We start from the raw sequence: 18255 nt of genomic DNA, 5'->3' as shown, positions 1-18255 counted from the left end.
GGTAAGGAGCAGGCATGGCAGAACGATAGCCACCATGCGCTCAGGAAATTATGCTCGCGATCCGCAGCCACGCCAGGCTTTTTCTCTTCATAACCATTGCTTTGCTTGCGGCCTGCTCCAGCGATGCCGACCGCAAGCCCTGTGTCGACCCGATCACCTGCGTGGAGATCGCCCCCGGGGCGCCGCTCAAAATAGGCGTCATCCAATCGTTGAGCGGCAAAGTGGCCCCCCTGGGCCAGGAGCAGATGCGCGGGTTTGAGCTCGCCCTGGCGCGCAGGCACGGCAAATTGCTGGGACGCGAGGTCTCGCTGCAAGTGGAAGACACCGGCTGCCAGCCCGAGGGCGGCGCCAACGCGGCACTCAAAATTGTGGCCGACCCGTCAGTCGTGGCCATCTTCGGCACCACCTGCTCCGGCGACGCGGCCACGGCCTCGGAAGTCATGTCCAAGGCCGGGCTTTCCATGATCTCCGGCAACAATTCCGCTTCGTTTCTCACCAGCATGGGGGGCCACAAGGCGCCCAAATGGCAGCCCGGCTTTTTCCGCACCGCCCCCAACGAGGAATCCTCCGGTCCGGCCGCGGCCACTTTCGCGTACGAGAAGTTGGGCATCCGCAAAGCCGCCACAATCAACGACGGCGATCTGTACACCCGTGGACTGACCGACGGGTTTGCCGCAAAATTCAAGGAGCTCGGCGGAGAAATCGTTCTTGCCGCCACGGTGAACAAGGCGGACACGAACATGGGCCCGGTGCTCACCGCCGTAACCAACGCCAAGGCCGAGCTGATCTTCTTTCCGCTGTTCCAGCCGGAAGGCAACTACCTGCTGCTGCAGGCCAGAAAAGATCCGGCCCTCAAGCGCACCGTGCTCATGAGCGACGGTTCGCTCATCGAACAGAGCTTCATCGATTCGGTCAAAAGCGCGGCCGTGGGCATGTATTTCGTCGGCCCCACCCCGCCCCGCAAGTCGCTGGAAATGGACGCCTTGCTGCGGGACTATCAGGAACGCTACAAGGCCGCTCCCTCAACCTTCTATTATGTCAGCGCATACGACGCCGCGGAGATCCTCTTCAGGGCCATAGAGAACGCCGCAAAGAAGGATGCGGCAGGAACTGTGCGCATCGGCCGCCAGGCCTTGCGCGACGCGCTCTACTCCACGCGCGACCACAAGGGCGTCGGCGCCAAGATGACCTGCGACGAATTCGGCGACTGCGCGCCGCCGCGTTTCAACGTGCTGCGCCTCAAGAATCCCGCGGATGGCGTTGAGGGGCTGAAGGCGAACGTCCTGTTTACCTACGAACCAACGCCATGAAGCTTCTGCGCCGCCTCGTGCTCACTTGGCAGAACCTGGGCATCACCGCCAAGTTTGCCCTCGTCTTCTTCCTCCTGCTGGGGATGATTCTGGTGGAGGCGGTCGTGAGCCTTGTGGCGCTGTACGACGTGCGCAAGGCCGAGACGGTCATTCTTTCCAGCGTGGAGATACGCCAGCGCGTTTTTGAAATGGACGGCGACCTGGAAAAGGCCCGGCGCCTGCACCGGGACTTCTTCCTGCAATATCCGAACATCGGCTTTCTGTCCGCGCAGGAACTCTACTTCAAGCCCTCCACGGAGATCATCGCCCACGTGGTGGCCACCAGCGAGGAGCTCAAGCGGCTCATCGAAGGTTCGCAAGTGAGCGACGCCCTGCGGGAACGCAACAACGACCTGACCCTGTACCTTTCCACCGCGCGCAGATTCGCAGACATCTTCCGCGAGCTTGTGGATCTCGTCACCGTTCTTGCCGCGCCCGGCACCGGGCTCGAAAGCCAGCTTTCAGACATCGAGGCCCAGCTAGAGAGCGCCGCAAACGGCTCGGCCGCGACCCTGATGCCTTTCCGGCAGCTCGTGGCCTATCAGCGCAAGTACATGGTCACGCGCCAGCGCCCGGACATGCAGTCCGCCTTGAACGCCTGCTTTGAGCTGCGCGAAGCGCTGCACGCCAGAACCGGCGGAACCGGGCAGGACTGGAAGGACGCAGAGCGCCTGCTCCGGGAATATGTCGAGATTGCGCACAAGATACCGGACGTCGACGTTGCGATCCGCAGCAAGCTCAACGACTTCACCCTGCAAGCCAAGGCTGTCGATCCCATTTCCGCCAACCTCAAGACCCTGGCCACGGCAGAGGTCGACCGCGCACGGCACCGAATTTCCACCGCCAGCCGCCTGTCCATGCTCATCATCGTCGGCACCGCCGTCACCGGCATCGTCTTCGTGCTGCTCATCGCCGCGATCATTCATGCCAGCATCACCCGCAAAATCGTCGCCCTGACGCGCAGCGCCGAGGAAATGCGCGCCGGCAATCTCCGGGCCTGCGTCACAAGCGACTCCAACGACGAGGTGGGCGTGCTGGCCGCCAGCTTCAACGACATGTCCGGACGCATGCAGCAGCTTGTGGGCAACCTGGAGGAGATGGTCCAGCAGCGCACTCAGGAACTCACCGAAGCACGGGACCGGCTTGAGGATCTTGTCAAGGAGCTGGACGACAAGAACCAGACGCTGGAGGTGCTCTCCGTCACGGATAAGCTCACCGGCTTGGCCAATCGCCGCAAGCTTGAGACAACCCTGCAATCCGAAATTCTGCGCGCGCGGCGCTACGGTAAGATATTCGCCGTCATCATTCTGGATGTGGACCACTTCAAAACCGTCAACGACACGTACGGGCATCAGGTTGGCGATTCCGTGCTCATCGAGCTTTCCACCCTGCTGACGAAAAACGCCCGCGAAACCGACATCGTGGGCCGCTGGGGAGGCGAGGAGTTCCTCATCATCTGCCCGGAGACCAATCTGACCGTCGTTTCAACGTTGGCGGAACGCTATCGCTCCGAGTTGGAGCGCAACGACTTCAGGCAGGTGGGCCAGGTGACCTCCAGCTTCGGCGTCACGGCCTGGCAGGAGGGGGACGATGTCCTGAGCCTCATCCAACGGGCGGATGAAGCGCTGTACCGCGCCAAGGAATCTGGCCGCAACCGCGTGGGGGGCAAATCCTCCTTTGCGCTGCACTAGGCCATATTCCTTGACAGAAAACCTCTGCCCAGGCATTCTGAACAGCTTGGGCCTGTCCGGCCCTTGCCACGGGGTTTTTCAGACTTATACTCTGTGGAGTCTCAAGCGATCTTTGAAAGGGGGCGCACCGGTTTCGACGGGGACTGTCGATGCCGTGGCAGCAGGTCGAGGCGCCGCTGGCCTCGTAAAAAGCGGCAAGCACTCAAGTGCCAACGACTACGATTACGCTCTGGCTGCTTAATAACCAGTCACGATTCCTCTAACTGACGTCCGATACGTTTTAGGGATCGACAAAACCCATCGGGACGGCGTGCAAATGGCGTCCGCCGTATGCACGCGGCACAAGGCGGACATGTCGCATTATGCCTGAGCAAGGGCGAATGATGCGACGAGAATTGTACTTGCTCTAAACCTGTAGACGCCGCGCGCAAAGCGTTCTCGGACGAGGGTTCAATTCCCTCCGCCTCCACCAAAAGATCATCCAGACAAGAATTTTAAAGTCCACAAGACCCCGCGAAAGCGGGGTTTTTTGTTTCCATATGGCCTAATACCGTCCGATAAGGAATATTGACATCCGGGGGCAACTGGGGGCAACAATGGGGGCAACAGTGAAAGTTATCCCCAAACAAGCTTGGAGTTGCCCCCATGCCGCTAACTAACACCGAGATAAAAAACGCTAAACCCGCCTCAAAACCCATACGGTTATTCGACGGCGGCGGGTTGTATCTTGAAGTTGCCCCCGCAGGTGGCAAATGGTGGCGGCTCAAGTATCGTTTTGGGGGCAAGGAACGTCGGCTGTCCCTTGGCGTTTACCCTGAGACTTCGCTTGCACAAGCGCGGGACCGGCGAGACGAAGCACGGCGGCTATTGGCGGAAGGCACAGACCCGTCAAATGTGCGCAAGGCCTCCAAAGCCGAACAGCAAGCCGAGACTGAAACCTTTGAGCTTGTGGCCCGCCAATGGCATGAGAAATTCACCCCCTCTTGGACGCCCGGCCACGCTGCCCGCATTCTGACAAGCCTTTCGCAAGATGCCTTCCCCTGGCTCGGGCATCGTCCAATCCGTGAAATCCTTCCTCTCGAAGTTCTGTCCGTGGCCCGCCGCGTTGAAGCGCGCGGGGCGATTGAGACGGCCCACCGCCTTGTGGGCAACATCGGCATGGTGTTTCGCTATGCAGTGGCGTCTGGCTTGGCCGATTCGGACCCCACACGCGACCTTCGCGGGGCGCTCTCCCCCACCAACGAAAAGCATCATGCCAGCGTCACCGACCCTAAGGACGTCGCGGCCCTCTTGCGAACCATAGAAGATTACTCGGGCTCTCTCGTTACCCGCTGCGCCCTGCGGCTGGCTCCCCTGGTGTTTGTCCGCCCTGGTGAGCTGCGCCACGCCGAATGGTCCGAGATCAATGCGGAGGCCGCAGAATGGCGCATCCCGGCGGCGAAGATGAAGATGCGCACTCAGCACGTTGTCCCGCTCTCCCGGCAAGCCTTGGCTGTGCTGGAAGAACTGCGCCCCCTCACTGGCTCGGGCCGCTACGTGTTCCCGTCAGAGCGCACTTCAGAACGCCCCATGAGCGAGAATACCGTTACCGCTGCCCTGCGCCGCCTTGGCTACACCAAGGAAGAAATGACGGGCCACGGCTTCCGCTCTATGGCCTCAACACTCCTGAATGAGCTTGGCTGGAATCGGGATGCCATAGAGCGCCAACTTGCCCACGCGGAAAGAAACAACGTGCGAGCGGCATATAACTTTGCGGAGTTCCTGCCGGAGCGGCGGAAGATGATGCAGGCTTGGGCGGACCACCTGGACGCATTAAGGGACGGGGGCAAGGTCTTGCCGATGTTCAAGGCGAGGGACGGGGAGTAGATTTTCTTCTTAAGACTTGGACTATGATTTGAGCATCTCTGAAGAGCCACGCCCCTGGCTGCGTAGCCTTCGGTATTCAGCCAAGGGAAGGAAATGGGGGGGGCCCGATGATCTTCTATCACAGCGACGACCTACAGGAGCAGCTCGACATTTTAGAGAGCTATTTAAACTGCCAGAATCCTGTGGGTAGAGAGTTAGCGCAAGAGTTTCTCGAATCATACGTGACACGTATTAAAGCTGCTTTATCTCCGGAATTTTCACCACTCAGCCTTTCAGACACAAGCGACTGTCACCACGAACGGGACGCTTGTCGCCACTGGAATGAAGGCCTTGCATTAATTGATGCGCTTAGTGAAGTATTCTCACTAATAGAAATCATACATGAAGTGACCGGCCATAACGCCGTTGAGGCTTTACGCCCTGTCTTTAAGGACTTGCTATCGGAACAAGCCCAAGCAGCATTAACACACTTTGAATCAATAGAAATCGCCAGACAAACGGGCAGACGCAAGGGAGGGTTGAAGAGGACCGCGTTATGCTTAGATAGTGTTATATTTAAGATGTTAAGAAATAATCCAGAAGCCCAGGCAAAAGATTTATGGACTATTTTCTCAGTGCAGCCATGCCAATTTATACAATTAGACAAAAGCATAATTGAGGTTTCCGTTATGGCTGGCGTTGCAGACGATCTGCTAACCATTCGAGAGGCCAAAACGGGAAGCGAAATATATTCAGCCTCATTCAAAACGCTTGCAAACCATTTAACAAAGGCAAGAAAAGAGCTGAAAAAAAATCCCCAGAAGTGAGTTCCTGGGATCCTCTCCCTGAATCGCTCCAATAGCTTCCGAGGAAATTCAACCTCGGAGGATATTGAATCATGCAAACCTCACGCATTGACCCAAACGGCCTTTATCGCATCAAATCCATCGTCCGCACCAAGACAGGCGGTCCGCCGCTCATAGACGTTAGCCCCGCAACGTGGTGGGCCGGTGTGAAGTCCGGTCGCTTCCCTAAGCCCGTACGCCTGGGGGAACGGATGACATGCTGGCGAGGCAGGGATCTTTTGGCCTTAGTGGAACGCCTTTCCACTACGGCAGGTTAGATCATGACTCTCCAGCACGCCCCATGTTGTTGGGGAAGCGATAAACCAGACGGCCCATTTTTTATTGCTCAAGACATAGCAACACAAAGCCAAGTTTCCGCGATCACGGGCTATGAATGCTGGGAGCCGGGCAACTTTTGCTTGTTGGATGCGGCAAGCATGCTCCGAGCATTAAAGCCAACCCGGAGTCTTATCCTCGTTTCTGACTCTCTTTCGAGATCATCCGGTGAAGCCGCTCGGGCGGCGGATGCTGTGCAAGGCCATGTGTTCACTCCTCGCCGTGCGTCTGGTGAGGCTTGCGATCTTGCGGAACTCATCCAAGCGGAAGGGATGGAGGTTGTGCAGGGCCAATTGACTGAAGCGGCCACGCTAGGGGCAACGCGAGAGGCTCCAGTTCTGCCAGTTCGATTTGATATCCCAAATCTCCCGAATGTTGACCCCACCATGTTGCCACCGCTCTTGAGTAAATTTTGCGGAGCCGTGTCTGAAGGCCTGCAAGTGCCCCTTGAGCTGGTGCTCATCAATGCCTTGTCTTGTGTGGCGGTGGCGGGGCAGCGCAAGTTCAAGGTGGAAGTACGCCCGGATTACATGGAGCCTGTGAGCATTTATGCCCTCGCGGCCCTGCCCCCTGGAGAGCGTAAAAGCGGCACGGCGGAAATCTGCAAGCGCCCGCTCTCAGAATGGGAAGCAGAAGCGCAGGAGGAGGCGAGGGAGAGCATCCGCAACACCCTGAGCGAACGCAAGACGCTGGAAAAGGCCATTGAAGCCAAGCGGGCCAAAGCGGGCAACGCCAAGACGGCAGAGGACCGCCGCGCCCTCATAGATGAAATCAAGGCGCTTGAAGCGGAACTGCCCGAAGTGCCCGCCGCGCCCCGGCTGCTGATTGATGACGTGACGCCGGAGGCAATCCCCGCTTTCATGGAGAAGCAGCAAGAGCGGGCAGGCATCATTGAAGCTGAAGGCGGCTTGTTTGATATCCTTGCAGGTCGCTATTCAAAAGGAATTCCGAACCTTGACGCTGTGCTGAAATGTTGGTCCGGGGAAGCCGTTCACGTTGACCGCAAAAATGGGCCGCCTGTCGTGCTCCATAATCCAGCGTTGACCATTTGCCTCTCCCCTCAGCCTGAAATTGTCCGTGGCCTTGCGGATAAGCCTGGCTTTCGTGGTCGGGGCCTTTTGGGACGCTTCCTGTTTCTGTTGCCACAAAGCAGAGTCGGGCACAGAAAGGTTGAACCTGAAAGCATCCCCAAAGCCTTCCAAGAGCGTTATGCGGCAAAAATTCGCACGCTTCTAAGCTTGCCGTGGGCCTTGGATTCCAGCGGAAAACTCACGTCTTACCTGTTACAGCTATCGCCGGAAGCCTACCGCGAATGGGTGAACTTTCACTATGATGTTGAAGCGGCATTGGGCCGGGGTGGAGAGTTGGAACAGATTGCGGATTGGGGCGGCAAGCTTCATGGAGCCGCTGCCCGCCTCGCCGGTCTTCTGCATCTCGTAGAGCACGACGCCCCCCAGATGCAGCCGATCACCCTCAAAACCATGCAACAGGCTCTCGGGCTTGCGAGAGTGCTCATAGAACACGCCAAGGCGACTTTTGCCCTTATGGGCACCGACCCGGACACAGAATGCGCAAAGCATATCCTGGCGTGGTTAGTGGACCGTCGCATAGAAACCTTCCAGGCAAGGGATGCCTTTGAAAAGGTAAAGGGCCGCTACCCCAAAATGGAGTTGGTGAAGGCCGGGCTCTCCGTCTTGGAGGAACGGGCATATATATTTCTGGCTCCAACCCAGGAGCGCACGCCGGGGAAATCTGGTCGTGCCCCTTCCCCGCGCTATGACGTCAACCCGTTGGCTTATGGAGGCACCAGATAACCCGAGCTAGAGAACGACTGAGCCAAGTCGGGGGCAACCCCAATTCGCTATATTCGCAGTATTCGCAGAACGCCTAGGCTGTGCAAACTGGGCATTCTGCGAATACTGCGAATTATGCGAGACCGCTCCACTCCCCATCTCTCAACCAACGTTTGAGCCCAGCCTGAGATCCTGAGGCATGTCCCGAGTGAGCCTCAAAGACCGTAGCCCTCTGCAAATGTAGGCTTTATTGTCTTCTTCCTTGCTTTGAGGAGCTGCCTTCATACTTCCAAACGGTATTGCCGAAGTTTAATATGTTCCATAACTAGCAAACGTTGCATTGCTGGAACAAAATACCACAGAATCCCACAAAATGCTGTTTATCGCATAGTGCAAAGGAGGCCCTGGCTCCAGGCCACACGCGGCACGCTTCAGACAGGGCATGACCGGCAGGCAGGGGGGAGGTAAAAAGTTTGGATTTTTGCCCCCGAGACCGGGTGAGCTCTCATCTGCGCGCTATGTCAAAATGGAGGGAAAAAGTTCGGTCTTCAATGCCAGGAACATAAATCGGCACAAGAAACAGAAAGGCATGAGCCTTCAGCCCCCTAGCCAGGCAACGCGGCTTTCTGTACAGTCCCGTCAACAAAGGGAGTTGCCGCCGCCATGCCTGATTCCACCGCCGTTGCCGCCTTTATCGAACGCTGGTCCGCCTCTGGCGGCAACGAGTTGGCGAACTCCCAGCCCTTTTTGAAAGACCTTTGCACATTGTTGGGCCTGGAGCACCCCGAGCCCGCCCGTTCCACCAACGAAAGCAACGCCTATTGCTTTGAGCGCAAAGTCCATGTGCCCATTGGCGGCGGCAAGACCGAGCTGAAGCGCCTGGACCTCTACAAGCGCGGCTGCTTTGTGCTGGAGTCCAAGCAAGGCCAGGAAGTCGTCACAAAGACGCCGCTCTCGCTGCCCATGCAGGGCCTTACCAAGTCTTCCGCCGTCAAACGCGGCTCCCGCGCCTGGGAAGACACAATGGCCCGCGCCAAGCGGCAGGCCGAACAGTACGTGCGCGTGCTGCCCGTGGCAGAGGGCCGCCCGCCCTTCATCATCGTGGCGGACGTGGGCTTTTGTTTCGATATCTACGCCGAATTTTCCTGCACCGGCGGCATTTACATTCCCTTCCCCGACCAGCGCACCAGCCGAATCAAGCTGGAGGATCTGGCCAGGGAGGAAGTGCAGGACTTTTTCCGCGCCCTCTGGATCGACCCGTTTTCCCTCGACCCTTCGCGCCGCGCCGCCCGCGTCACCACGGAAATTGCCGACTACCTGGCCAAGCTTGCAAGCGCCCTGGAGGCTGCGGGCCATGCGCCGGAAAAGGTCGCGGCATTTCTCATACGCTGCCTGTTCACCATGTTTGCGGAAGACGTGGGCTTGCTCCCTGCCAACAGCTTTCAGGACATATTGAGCCGCGCCGCCGGGAAGCCGGAGCTGTTCCCTCCGCTGGTGCATGACCTCTGGACCGCCATGAACGCGGGCGAAGTGTCCGTGGCCCTTGGCGAGAAGCTGCGCCGGTTCAACGGCAACGTGTTCGCCCTGCCCGAGGCCTTGGCCCTGTCCGGGGAGCACATCGCCATTTTGCTTGCTGCGGCCAAGGCCGATTGGCGCGAAGTGGAGCCCGCCATTTTCGGCACCTTGCTTGAGCGCGCCCTCACCACACGCGACCGCCACAAGCTTGGCGCGCACTACACGCCCCGCGCCTATGTGGAGCGCCTCGTGCTGCCCACGGTCATTTACCCCTTGCGCGCGGACTGGCACGACGTCCAGGGCGCGGCAAAGCTTCTTGCGGACCAAGGCAAGCTGCCCGAGGCGCAGGCGGAGATTCTGGCCTTTCTGGACCGCTTGCGCAGCGTGCGCGTGCTGGACCCGGCCTGCGGCTCCGGCAACTTCCTGTATGTCACGCTTGAGCACATGAAGCGCCTGGAAAGCGAGGTTGAGGCGGAAGCCAAGTCCTACGGCGCGTATCAGGGCAAATTGCAGGATGTTGACCCGCACCAGTTCCTGGGGTTGGAGATCAACCCGCGCGCCGCGCACATTGCGGAAATGGTGCTCTGGATAGGCTATTGGCAGTGGTTCTACCGCACCCACGGCAAGATGGAAGAGCCGCAAGAGCCGATCATCCGCAGCTTTCACAACATCGAATGCCGCGACGCCGTGCTGGAGTATGACAAGTTCCGCACGGCCACGGACGGGCACGGCAAGGCCATAAGCCGTTGGGACGGGCACACCATGAAGGTGGACCCGGTGACGGGCCGCGACGTGCCGGACGAGAGCGCGCAGGTGGAAGAGCTGGTGTATGAGAAGCCTCGCCCGGCGAGCTGGCCCGAGGCGGATTTCATCGTGGGCAACCCGCCATTCATCGGCGGCGGCATGAAGCGCGCGGCCCTCGGCTCCGGCTATTTCGACGCCTTGGCCAAGTGCTACACCGACCTGCCCGAGGCCTGCGATTTCGTCATGTACTGGTGGCACAAGGCTGCAAGCATCGTGCGGGGGGGCAAATCCGCCCGGCGCTTCGGCTTCATTACGACCAACAGCCTTGGCCAGGTCTTCAACCGCCGCGTCACGGCCTTGCATCTTGCCGCAACCCCGCCCTTGTCTCTGGCCTTTGCCGTGCCGGATCACCCATGGGTGGACGCCGCAGGCGGGGCAGCCGTGCGAATCTCCATGACCGTGGGCGTGCCGGGCACCTTAGACGGCACCCTGGCTTCCGTCGTCTCCGAGACCCCGACCGACGGCCCGGAAATGCACGTGACCTTTGCCGAACAGGTTGGGCGCATCAATGCGGATTTGACCATAGGCGCGGACGTGGCCGGAGCGGTCCCGCTCACTGCCAATGAGGACTTGAGCTGCCCAGGGGTCAAGCTACATGGCGCAGGCTTCATCGTTACGCCGAAAGAAGCTGCCGCGTTAGGCCTAGGGCGCATACCTGGGCTTGAAGCGCATATCCGCCCGTACCGGCATGGCCGGGACCTCGCGGACAAGCCCCGTGGCGTGTTGGTCATTGATCTTTTGGGGCTTGCCGAAAACGACGTGCGGGAGCGTTACCCGGAAGTGTATCAATGGGTGCTGGAGCGGGTGAAGCCGGAGCGGGACGTTAACGCCAGCCGCTCAAAAGATTCGGCCCAATATGCGGCAAAATGGTGGCTGTTCGGCAAACCACGCGAAACGCTTCGCCCGGCCTTGGCTGGCCTGCCGCGCTACATTTCAACCTCCGAGACGGCCAAACATCGCTTCTTCGTATTCCTGGACGCGACCATACTGCCAGACAACATGCTGGTGAACATCGCTAGCGCCGATGCTTTCGACCTTGGGATTCTCTCCAGCCGCATCCATGTTTCTTGGGCCTTGACCGCGGGGGGGCGGCTTGGGGTTGGCAATGACCCACGATATAATAAGTCCCGCTGCTTCGAGACCTTCCCCTTCCCCGACCCCACGCCGGAGCTGAAGGAACGCATACGCGACCTTGGCGAGCGCCTGGACGCCCACCGCAAGGCCCGCCAAGCCCTGCACCCGGACGTGACCCTGACGGGCATGTACAACGTGCTGGAGGCCCTGCGCGCCGGGCGGGAGCTGACCGCCAAAGAACGCGACATCCACGAAAAGGGCCTGGTCGCCATTTTGCGCCAACTGCACGACGAACTGGACGCTGCTGTGGCGCAGGCCTACGGCTGGCCCGCCGATCTGCCCGAGGCGGACATTCTGGCCCGGCTGGTGGCGCTCAATCACGAGCGGGCGGAGGAAGAGAAATCGGGCATAGTGCGCTGGCTGCGGCCCGAGTACCAGTGCCGCGACAAGACGAAGCCGGTCAAGCAGGCCAAGCTTGGAATCGAGACGCCCGCCAAGCCGACCAAGAAGGGCAAGACGCCCAAGCGCGCGCCCAAGGTGACGCCGATCCTGTGGCCCACCAGCCTGCCGGAGCAGTTCCAGGCCGTGCGCTCGGTGCTGGCCTCCCTTGGCGGCACGGCAACGGCGGAACAGGTGGCCCGCTCCTATGCCCGCGCCCCGCGCGCCAAGGTGCAGGAAATTTTGGAAACGCTGGCAGCTCAGGGCTTTGTGTCATCCGACACCGATAAAACTTACCATATAAACTAGCGTGAAGGTAGGAGTATGCCTAAAATGAAGCGACTGTATGGTGCGATTGAAGCAGGCGGGACTAAATTTTTCTGTGCAGTATATTCATCCATAGACGAACAACAAGAGCCCAAACATTCAACAAGAATAGACACTAAAAATCCAGAGACAACTTTCCCAGAAGTTCTGCAATGGTTTAGAAAAATTGAAAATCAATTCAATTGCAAAATTGTATCATTTGGAATTGTTTCATTTGGACCGATATGTGTTGACAGAAGCTCGAAACAATATGGCACAATACTAAATTCCCCTAAAAGTGCCTGGACAAACTTTAACTACATTACGAACATACATGAACAATTTCCATCGGCCTCAGTAAATATTGATACGGATGTCAACGGCTCAGCTCTAGGTGAATCAAACTTTGGAGCAGGAAAGGGACTTTCGAATGTCGTGTATATTACGATCGGAACAGGGATTGGCGTAGGAATAGTGATAAATGGTAAACCAGTGCACGGTCTACTACATCCCGAGGGGGGCCACATACGTATCCCACATATAGACGGTGATGAACCAGGAGGGAACTGTCCGTATCATGGAGCGTGCTGGGAAGGGCTTTGTTCTGGTCCAGCAATTGAGAAACGAGAGAGTAAGCCTTCTTCCGATATCGTTGCCTCACGATCCTGGGAAAGAATTGCCAACTACACAGCATCTGCAATTGTTAATATTATATACACCATTTCGCCAAATATTATTATCATTGGTGGTGGCGTATCCCATTGTGGATCCCTTGGATCTGAATATTTTCTTGAATTGATAAGGAACTTTGCCATTGCCAAACTAAACAATTACCCATCAAACGGCATCTACTCAGCGTCAATGATGCAATCCTATATTGTTAAACCGTCTTTAGGAGACAATTCTGGAATCATTGGAGCCTCAATTCTCAGCAAAATTGCGACATCCGGTTTCAATGAATTAGATTACCTTTCGAATGAACAAGCAAGAAGTAGAATTGAAAAAGAGGACGATTTAATAAACCATAGGATGAGCTGGTGCGTTGGCGTCAACGCAGTGCTTGTAAATACATACATACTATCGTTTGTCGCAGATGAACATGTACAGGAAAAAGCTTCACATTACAGAGAAATCCTCCCATATGTTGGAATATCATTTACATTATGCTTTTGGCTATCTATTCTTGCTGCATATTTTGCGATATGGCAATGGGATAGCATGGCTCCGTCGAGAAATGGAACATACTCCAAACTATGCATCGCATTTGCTGGTAGCATCGCTTCCGTAATTTCTCCGCTTGTTTTTTTAAGTTTTTGGATATGCACTTTGCTTAAGAGAAACGATTTCAGAGATTCTCTTCTTATATGCTTGATCTCCTTGATACCAGTCATGATTACTTGGTATATTGTCATGAGCAATAAGGATAACAAAAGGTAGATATTGTTTGGACATTACACATCTAAAGACAGGAGACAATCATTTTAATGTTTGGGGGCAACGTTGGGGGCAACCACAAAAGTCACAATAATTAAACGCCGCGATTATAGTATATTGCAGCATATGTTTAATTGACTCCGCCACAAAAAGATCATCCAGACAAGAATTTTAAAGTCCACAAGACCCCGCGAAAGCGGGGTTTTTGTTTCAGGGTGGCCTCATCGGCGCATCAAGGAGCGCAACCCAAGACCGGAGACGTGCCGAAGGGCATTGCGGATTGAGTGCGAAAGTGGAAAGGACAAATGCCGTGAGAGACACTGAAACCCATCAAGATCGGGCAAAGACGAGGGATGGAAAACTGGGGAAAAATACGATACGTAGAGGCATGCAACACAAGATTACACTTCTCGTCGTTGATGACTCCAGGAGCATTTGCGCTGCCGTCAAGCGTGGTCTGGAACGAACCCAGAAATACATCGTCCATGTGGCCTCCAGCGGGCAGGAGGGCTTCTCCCTGGCGTGCGAACTATTGCCGGACGTCATTCTTCTGGACATGATGATGCCGTTGATAACTGGCGCGGAATGCTCCAAACGGCTGAGCCAAACGCCACAGACGGCGCATATTCCTGTGATCTACCTCACGGGGTTGATGAGCAAGGATGACGCGAAGGCTTTCGGAGGCGTCATCGACGGAGAACGATATCTTGCCAAACCTGTCTGCATCGAAGAGATTATGGCGGCGGTTGACGGGGTGTTGCGCAAAAGGAATTGACAGGACGAGCGTTCGAGCCACCTCCCCCGCTTCATCACGTGAGAAGGAGAAATCATGCTGAAGCTCTGGCAACAATGGAAAGCCATGACGATGGTGCAGCGGCTTGTTCTGGTCGGAATGCTCCTGGTCCTGGCAGCGGCTATCACCCTGCGCATCAGGGGATTTTGACAGAGTGGCACGCCGGCACTTTTGGCGGTAGAGGCAGCTTGCCGCCAAAGGCGACGGGGGCCTCACATGCGTCCGGGAATGGTCAGCGGCAAGCCCGTTGACGCCGCGAAACCAGGAACGGGTCCTTCAACAGGTTGTGGAACATGAATGCGCAAACGGCCATCATCCTCTTTGTTGCCCTTGTCGTCCTTGCTGTCATCGTTGCGCGCACCCGGCCCAAAGCAGCCAGCGGCGACATTGCGATAACCCTTGCAGTAAATGAAGCCCTTGCCAAAGAGTTTCCGTTCGCCAGCATCCAAATCGATGTCAAAACATTCGATGGAGCTGTCATTCTCGGCGGTGTCGCACGAGAATTCAGCCAGGCGAAACGGGCCGAGGAAATCGCGCGCGGCATTGCCGGAGTGAAATCCGTTGAAAGCCGCATCACCATACGCTCGGGCGGCTAAAGTCGAAGGCGGGCCCGCGCCACCGCCCCGGCAGCACAGCGCGCTTGATCACCGGCATAACCGAGGAGCCACAATGCATATCTGGGTCGATGCCGACGCCTGCCCGAACTTCATCAAAGAAATCCTGCTGCGCGCCGCCATGAAACGCAAGCTCGACACGACTTTTGTCGCCAACAAATACCTCAACTTGCCAGCCTCTCCACACATCGCCGCCATGCGCGTCGGACAGGGGTTCGATGTCGTGGACGACGCCATCGCGGAGTTGGTTCAGGCCGGCGATCTGGTCGTCACGGCGGACATCCCCCTCGCGGCCAAGGTCATCGAGCGCGGCGGCACGGGCCTCAATCCCCGCGGCGAGCTCTACACGGAGGAGAACATCGGCGCGCGGCTCACCACGCGCAACATGCTGGACGAGCTGCGCAGCACAGGTGTGGTGACCGGCGGCCCCGCTCCCCTGAGCCTGGCCGACCGCAACGCCTTCGCCAACCAGCTCGACCGCTTTCTCACCGCGCAGGCCAGGGGACCGAGTTGACGTCGGCCGCTATGCCATACCGGACGACACACCGATCGGCCAAGTCTTCGCTGCGGAACACATAATGTTTCCAACCTACTGGACAAGCGCAAGTCTTGAGGATATGGCCTGAAAACGGTGAAATGACATCCTATACCGTGCCAAAGGAGCCATGCATGTTTTTTCTCACCAACAGGGCCTTTGCTGAAGGAAACAAGTCCGCGGACATGCGCAAGGTCAGTTTCGATCTGGACAACAACGAAGCCGGCCAGTCCGTGTTCTTCTGCTGGCGCGACGACGCCAAGAAGGCCTACGTCGAACTTGGCAGCGACAATTTCATGAAGGCCATGCGCAAGTCCGTGGCACGGCAAGTTCTTTTCTACGTGCATGACTCCGCGCAACTGCCGGAGGAACAGATTTTCCCCACGGCCGAGAAGCTCCAAAAGCTCTTTGACGACCAGGACAGAGGCCTTGTGGATGTGGTGCCCGTCATTTGGCCCTGCGACAACGGCCACAGTCCCATGAAGGATTTCCACGAGGATCAGATCTCGGCCGAGGCCAGCGGCGTGGCCTTTGCCCGCGCCTTTGAAAAATTCCTGGTCTGGCGCGAATCGGTGAAGGCGAGCGACGCTCCCTGCCTGAAGCGCTTGAACGTTCTGGCCCATTCCATGGGCAACAGGGTGCTGCGGCAAACCCTCTCCTGCTGGGCCAGCTACCACCGCAAGGGCCAGGTGCCGCTCATGCTGCGCAACGTGTTCATGGTCGCCGCGGACGTGTTCAACGAATCGCTGGAGACTGACCGCGACGGTCGCTATGTGTGCCACTGCGCGCGCAACGTGCTGGTCTACTACGCCGCGGACGACCGCACCCTCGGCGCCGGCAGCGTCGGCCCCCTGGGGGCTGATTCCGCCTCGCGCCGTCTGGGCCACACCGGCCCGGAGCATGCCCACCTGACACCCAAGAACGTCTACACCATCGACTGCGACGACGTGAACAACAAGTACGACCGCCCCAACGGGCATACCTATTACCTCACCGACGAAAAGGGCGAACCGGGCAAGGTGTTTTTGCACATGTACGACGCCTTGAAAAAAGGCCGCGTGCAGGGGCACGACGAACACCGGAATCTGGTTGTGGACCTGAACTTCCGCAACTGCTAGCGGCTTCCACCCAGCAACAAAAAAAGGCACTCGAAAGGGTGCCTTTTTTGTTTCCCGCCGCTTGCGGGTCAAAGAAACGCCGTGGCTACCAGGTCTCGGTCTCCGGGCTGTGGTAGTAGAACTCCACGCGGCGGTTCACGGCGCGGTTCTCGTCGTTGATGACCGGCACCAGGGGGCGGCTGTCCGCGTAGCCCGCTGCGCGCAGGCGCGTGGCGGCGATGGCGCCGTTGCCCTTGGCCAACACATAGCGCAGCGCGGCCGCGGCGCGCGCGGCCGAAAGCTCCCACTTCGAGGGGTAGAGGCCGTTGCCGGTCTCCGTGTCGTCCGTATGGCCGCGTATGACCAAGCTGACCTTCTGGGTCAGCAGGATGTTGGTCACGCCGTCGAGGATTTTCGCGGCGCCGGGCTTGAGCACAGCGGAGTTGGGGGCAAACATCACGGAGTTGTTCACCTGCATGAGCACGCCCGCATTATCTGAGCTGAGGCCCGAGTTGGCTTGCAGCTCCTTCTCCTGCGCCAGCAGCTCCTTCACCATCATGGCCACTTCGTACTTCACGCGGTCGGGCTGGGAAAGATCCATGTCGGCCACGCCGACCTTGGCGTCCTTGGGGATGAAGGTGCTGACGGCCTGCTTCATGTCTCCCTTGGAATCATGCCGGGAGTCCTTGAAGACGATGGCGAGGGATTCCTTTTGCTGCGGCTTGAGCGCGGCAATGAGCCACATGAGCAGGAAAAACGCCATCATGGCGGTGACGAAGTCGGCATAGGCCACTTTCCAGCTGCCGCCGTGGTGCGCCCCGTGTCCTCCGTCCACCACCTTCTTGATGATGATGGTGCTGCCGCCCTTACTTTTGGCCACCCTTCAAGGCTCCTTCCAGCTCTTCAAAGCTGGGTCGGACCGGGCCCGAAACGGCGCGGCGCGCCGCCTCTACCGCGAGCATGGGAGGAAAGCCGCTGGCGAAGCCCACAAGCCCGGCCTTCACGACCTCAAGCATGGTGTGGGTCTCTTTCACCTGATACTCAAGATTCTGGGCCATGGGGCCGGCAAAGCCGTAACACATGAGAATGCCCAGGAAGGTGCCGACGAGGGCCGCGCCGATGCTGTGGCCCAGCACCTCGGGGGGCTCGTTGATCTTGCCCATGGTGAGCACGATGCCGAGAACGGCGGCCACGATGCCCAGGCCGGGCAGAGAGTCGGCCACTTTGTTGATGGCTGCAGGGGTGTTGGCCTCGTGCTTGTGCGAGGCGGCCATGTCGATGTCCATGACCGACTCGAACTGGTAGGGCTCGATATTGCCGGCAAGAAGCACCTTGAAGTTGTCGCAGATGAAATCGAGCACTTCATGGTTCTTCAAGATAGCGGGATATTTTGTAAAAACAGCGCTTCCATCAGGTTTATTCACATGCTGCTCAATGGAGACGATGCCATCGCGCCGGGCCATGTTCATAAGCGTGTAGAGAACGCTCAAAATGTCTAGATACGTCTGCTTGCTGGCCTCGGAGGCTGTGAAAACCTTGAGCGCCTTTTTCACGGTTCCAAAGATGACGCTTTTCGGCGAGGCGATAAAAAACGACCCGGCAGCCGCTCCACCAATGATGAGCAGTTCAACGGGCTGCACCAAAACGCCGATGGGGCCGCCTTCAATCAGGAAGCCGCCGATGACGCAGCCGAGAACCACAAAGACGCCGATGATCGCAAACATAAAATACTTATCTCCTGAGGGCTCCGGGAAATTGCGTATTCCCAACTCCGGCCCGTTTCGCC

The 18255-nt window shown here is 57.9% G+C and carries 13 protein-coding genes and 1 other RNA gene; 12 read left to right on the top strand and 2 right to left on the bottom strand.

The genetic code is table 11. From position 1 onward, the window contains the following. Window positions 1-50 precede the first annotated feature (50 nt). The 12 genes from ACYQ4W_RS04695 to ACYQ4W_RS04640 all read left to right on the top strand — a co-directional run bounded on the left by ACYQ4W_RS04695 (window position 51) and on the right by ACYQ4W_RS04640 (window position 16490). Window positions 51-1310 carry a branched-chain amino acid ABC transporter substrate-binding protein gene (locus ACYQ4W_RS04695; protein WP_459853423.1) on the top strand — a complete coding sequence of 420 codons (1260 nt, stop codon included), beginning with the start codon at window positions 51-53 and terminating at the stop codon, window positions 1308-1310. Then, entirely contained in the window at window positions 1307-3040 is a 1734-nt protein-coding gene (locus tag ACYQ4W_RS04690) for a GGDEF domain-containing protein (RefSeq protein ID WP_459853421.1), read from the top strand. The genes ACYQ4W_RS04695 and ACYQ4W_RS04690 overlap by 4 nt, the downstream gene beginning before the upstream one ends. Before the next feature lie 118 nt (window positions 3041-3158). Continuing rightward, window positions 3159-3512: a transfer-messenger RNA gene (ssrA, locus tag ACYQ4W_RS04685) on the top strand. 173 nt (window positions 3513-3685) lie between these two features. Then, window positions 3686-4906 carry a tyrosine-type recombinase/integrase gene (locus ACYQ4W_RS04680; protein ID WP_459853419.1) on the top strand — a complete coding sequence of 407 codons (1221 nt, stop codon included), beginning with the start codon at window positions 3686-3688 and terminating at the stop codon, window positions 4904-4906. A gap of 107 nt (window positions 4907-5013) precedes the next feature. Next, entirely contained in the window at window positions 5014-5712 is a 699-nt protein-coding gene (locus ACYQ4W_RS04675; protein WP_459853417.1) for a hypothetical protein, read from the top strand. Between the two features lie 299 nt (window positions 5713-6011). Beyond that, a complete protein-coding gene (locus tag ACYQ4W_RS04670; protein ID WP_459853415.1) occupies window positions 6012-7880 on the top strand; it encodes a YfjI family protein in 1869 nt (622 codons plus the stop codon). A gap of 642 nt (window positions 7881-8522) precedes the next feature. Continuing rightward, window positions 8523-11999 carry a class I SAM-dependent DNA methyltransferase gene (locus ACYQ4W_RS04665; RefSeq protein ID WP_459853413.1) on the top strand — a complete coding sequence of 1159 codons (3477 nt, stop codon included), beginning with the start codon at window positions 8523-8525 and terminating at the stop codon, window positions 11997-11999. 24 nt (window positions 12000-12023) lie between these two features. Beyond that, window positions 12024-13433: an ROK family protein gene (locus tag ACYQ4W_RS04660; RefSeq protein ID WP_459853411.1), complete on the top strand. Its 1410-nt coding sequence runs from the start codon at window positions 12024-12026 to the stop codon at window positions 13431-13433. Between the two features lie 307 nt (window positions 13434-13740). Then, on the top strand, window positions 13741-14205 hold the full coding sequence (locus ACYQ4W_RS04655) for a response regulator (RefSeq protein WP_459853409.1): 465 nt from the start codon (window positions 13741-13743) through the stop codon (window positions 14203-14205). A gap of 311 nt (window positions 14206-14516) precedes the next feature. Beyond that, on the top strand, window positions 14517-14819 hold the full coding sequence (locus ACYQ4W_RS04650) for a BON domain-containing protein (RefSeq protein ID WP_459853407.1): 303 nt from the start codon (window positions 14517-14519) through the stop codon (window positions 14817-14819). 73 nt (window positions 14820-14892) lie between these two features. Then, window positions 14893-15351, top strand: a complete 459-nt coding sequence (locus tag ACYQ4W_RS04645; RefSeq protein WP_459853405.1) for a YaiI/YqxD family protein — start codon at window positions 14893-14895, stop codon at window positions 15349-15351. 155 nt (window positions 15352-15506) lie between these two features. Beyond that, window positions 15507-16490, top strand: a complete 984-nt coding sequence (locus ACYQ4W_RS04640; RefSeq protein ID WP_459853402.1) for an alpha/beta hydrolase — start codon at window positions 15507-15509, stop codon at window positions 16488-16490. 85 nt (window positions 16491-16575) lie between these two features. Here ACYQ4W_RS04640 and ACYQ4W_RS04635 read toward each other — a convergent pair whose 3' ends face one another. Together ACYQ4W_RS04635 and motA are read right to left on the bottom strand one after the other, a co-directional pair. Continuing rightward, the gene (locus tag ACYQ4W_RS04635; RefSeq protein ID WP_459853400.1) at window positions 16576-17349 is read right to left on the bottom strand and encodes an OmpA/MotB family protein; all 774 of its coding nucleotides are present in this window, start codon (window positions 17347-17349) and stop codon (window positions 16576-16578) included. Then, window positions 17336-18193 carry a flagellar motor stator protein MotA gene (gene motA, locus ACYQ4W_RS04630; RefSeq protein ID WP_459853397.1) on the bottom strand — a complete coding sequence of 286 codons (858 nt, stop codon included), beginning with the start codon at window positions 18191-18193 and terminating at the stop codon, window positions 17336-17338. The genes ACYQ4W_RS04635 and motA overlap by 14 nt, the downstream gene beginning before the upstream one ends. Window positions 18194-18255 lie beyond the last annotated feature (62 nt).

It is taken from the genome of Humidesulfovibrio idahonensis, from assembly GCF_054657715.1.
The sequence above is the reverse complement of the archived record's forward strand: the minus strand, read 5'-3'. Positions and strand labels throughout refer to the sequence as shown.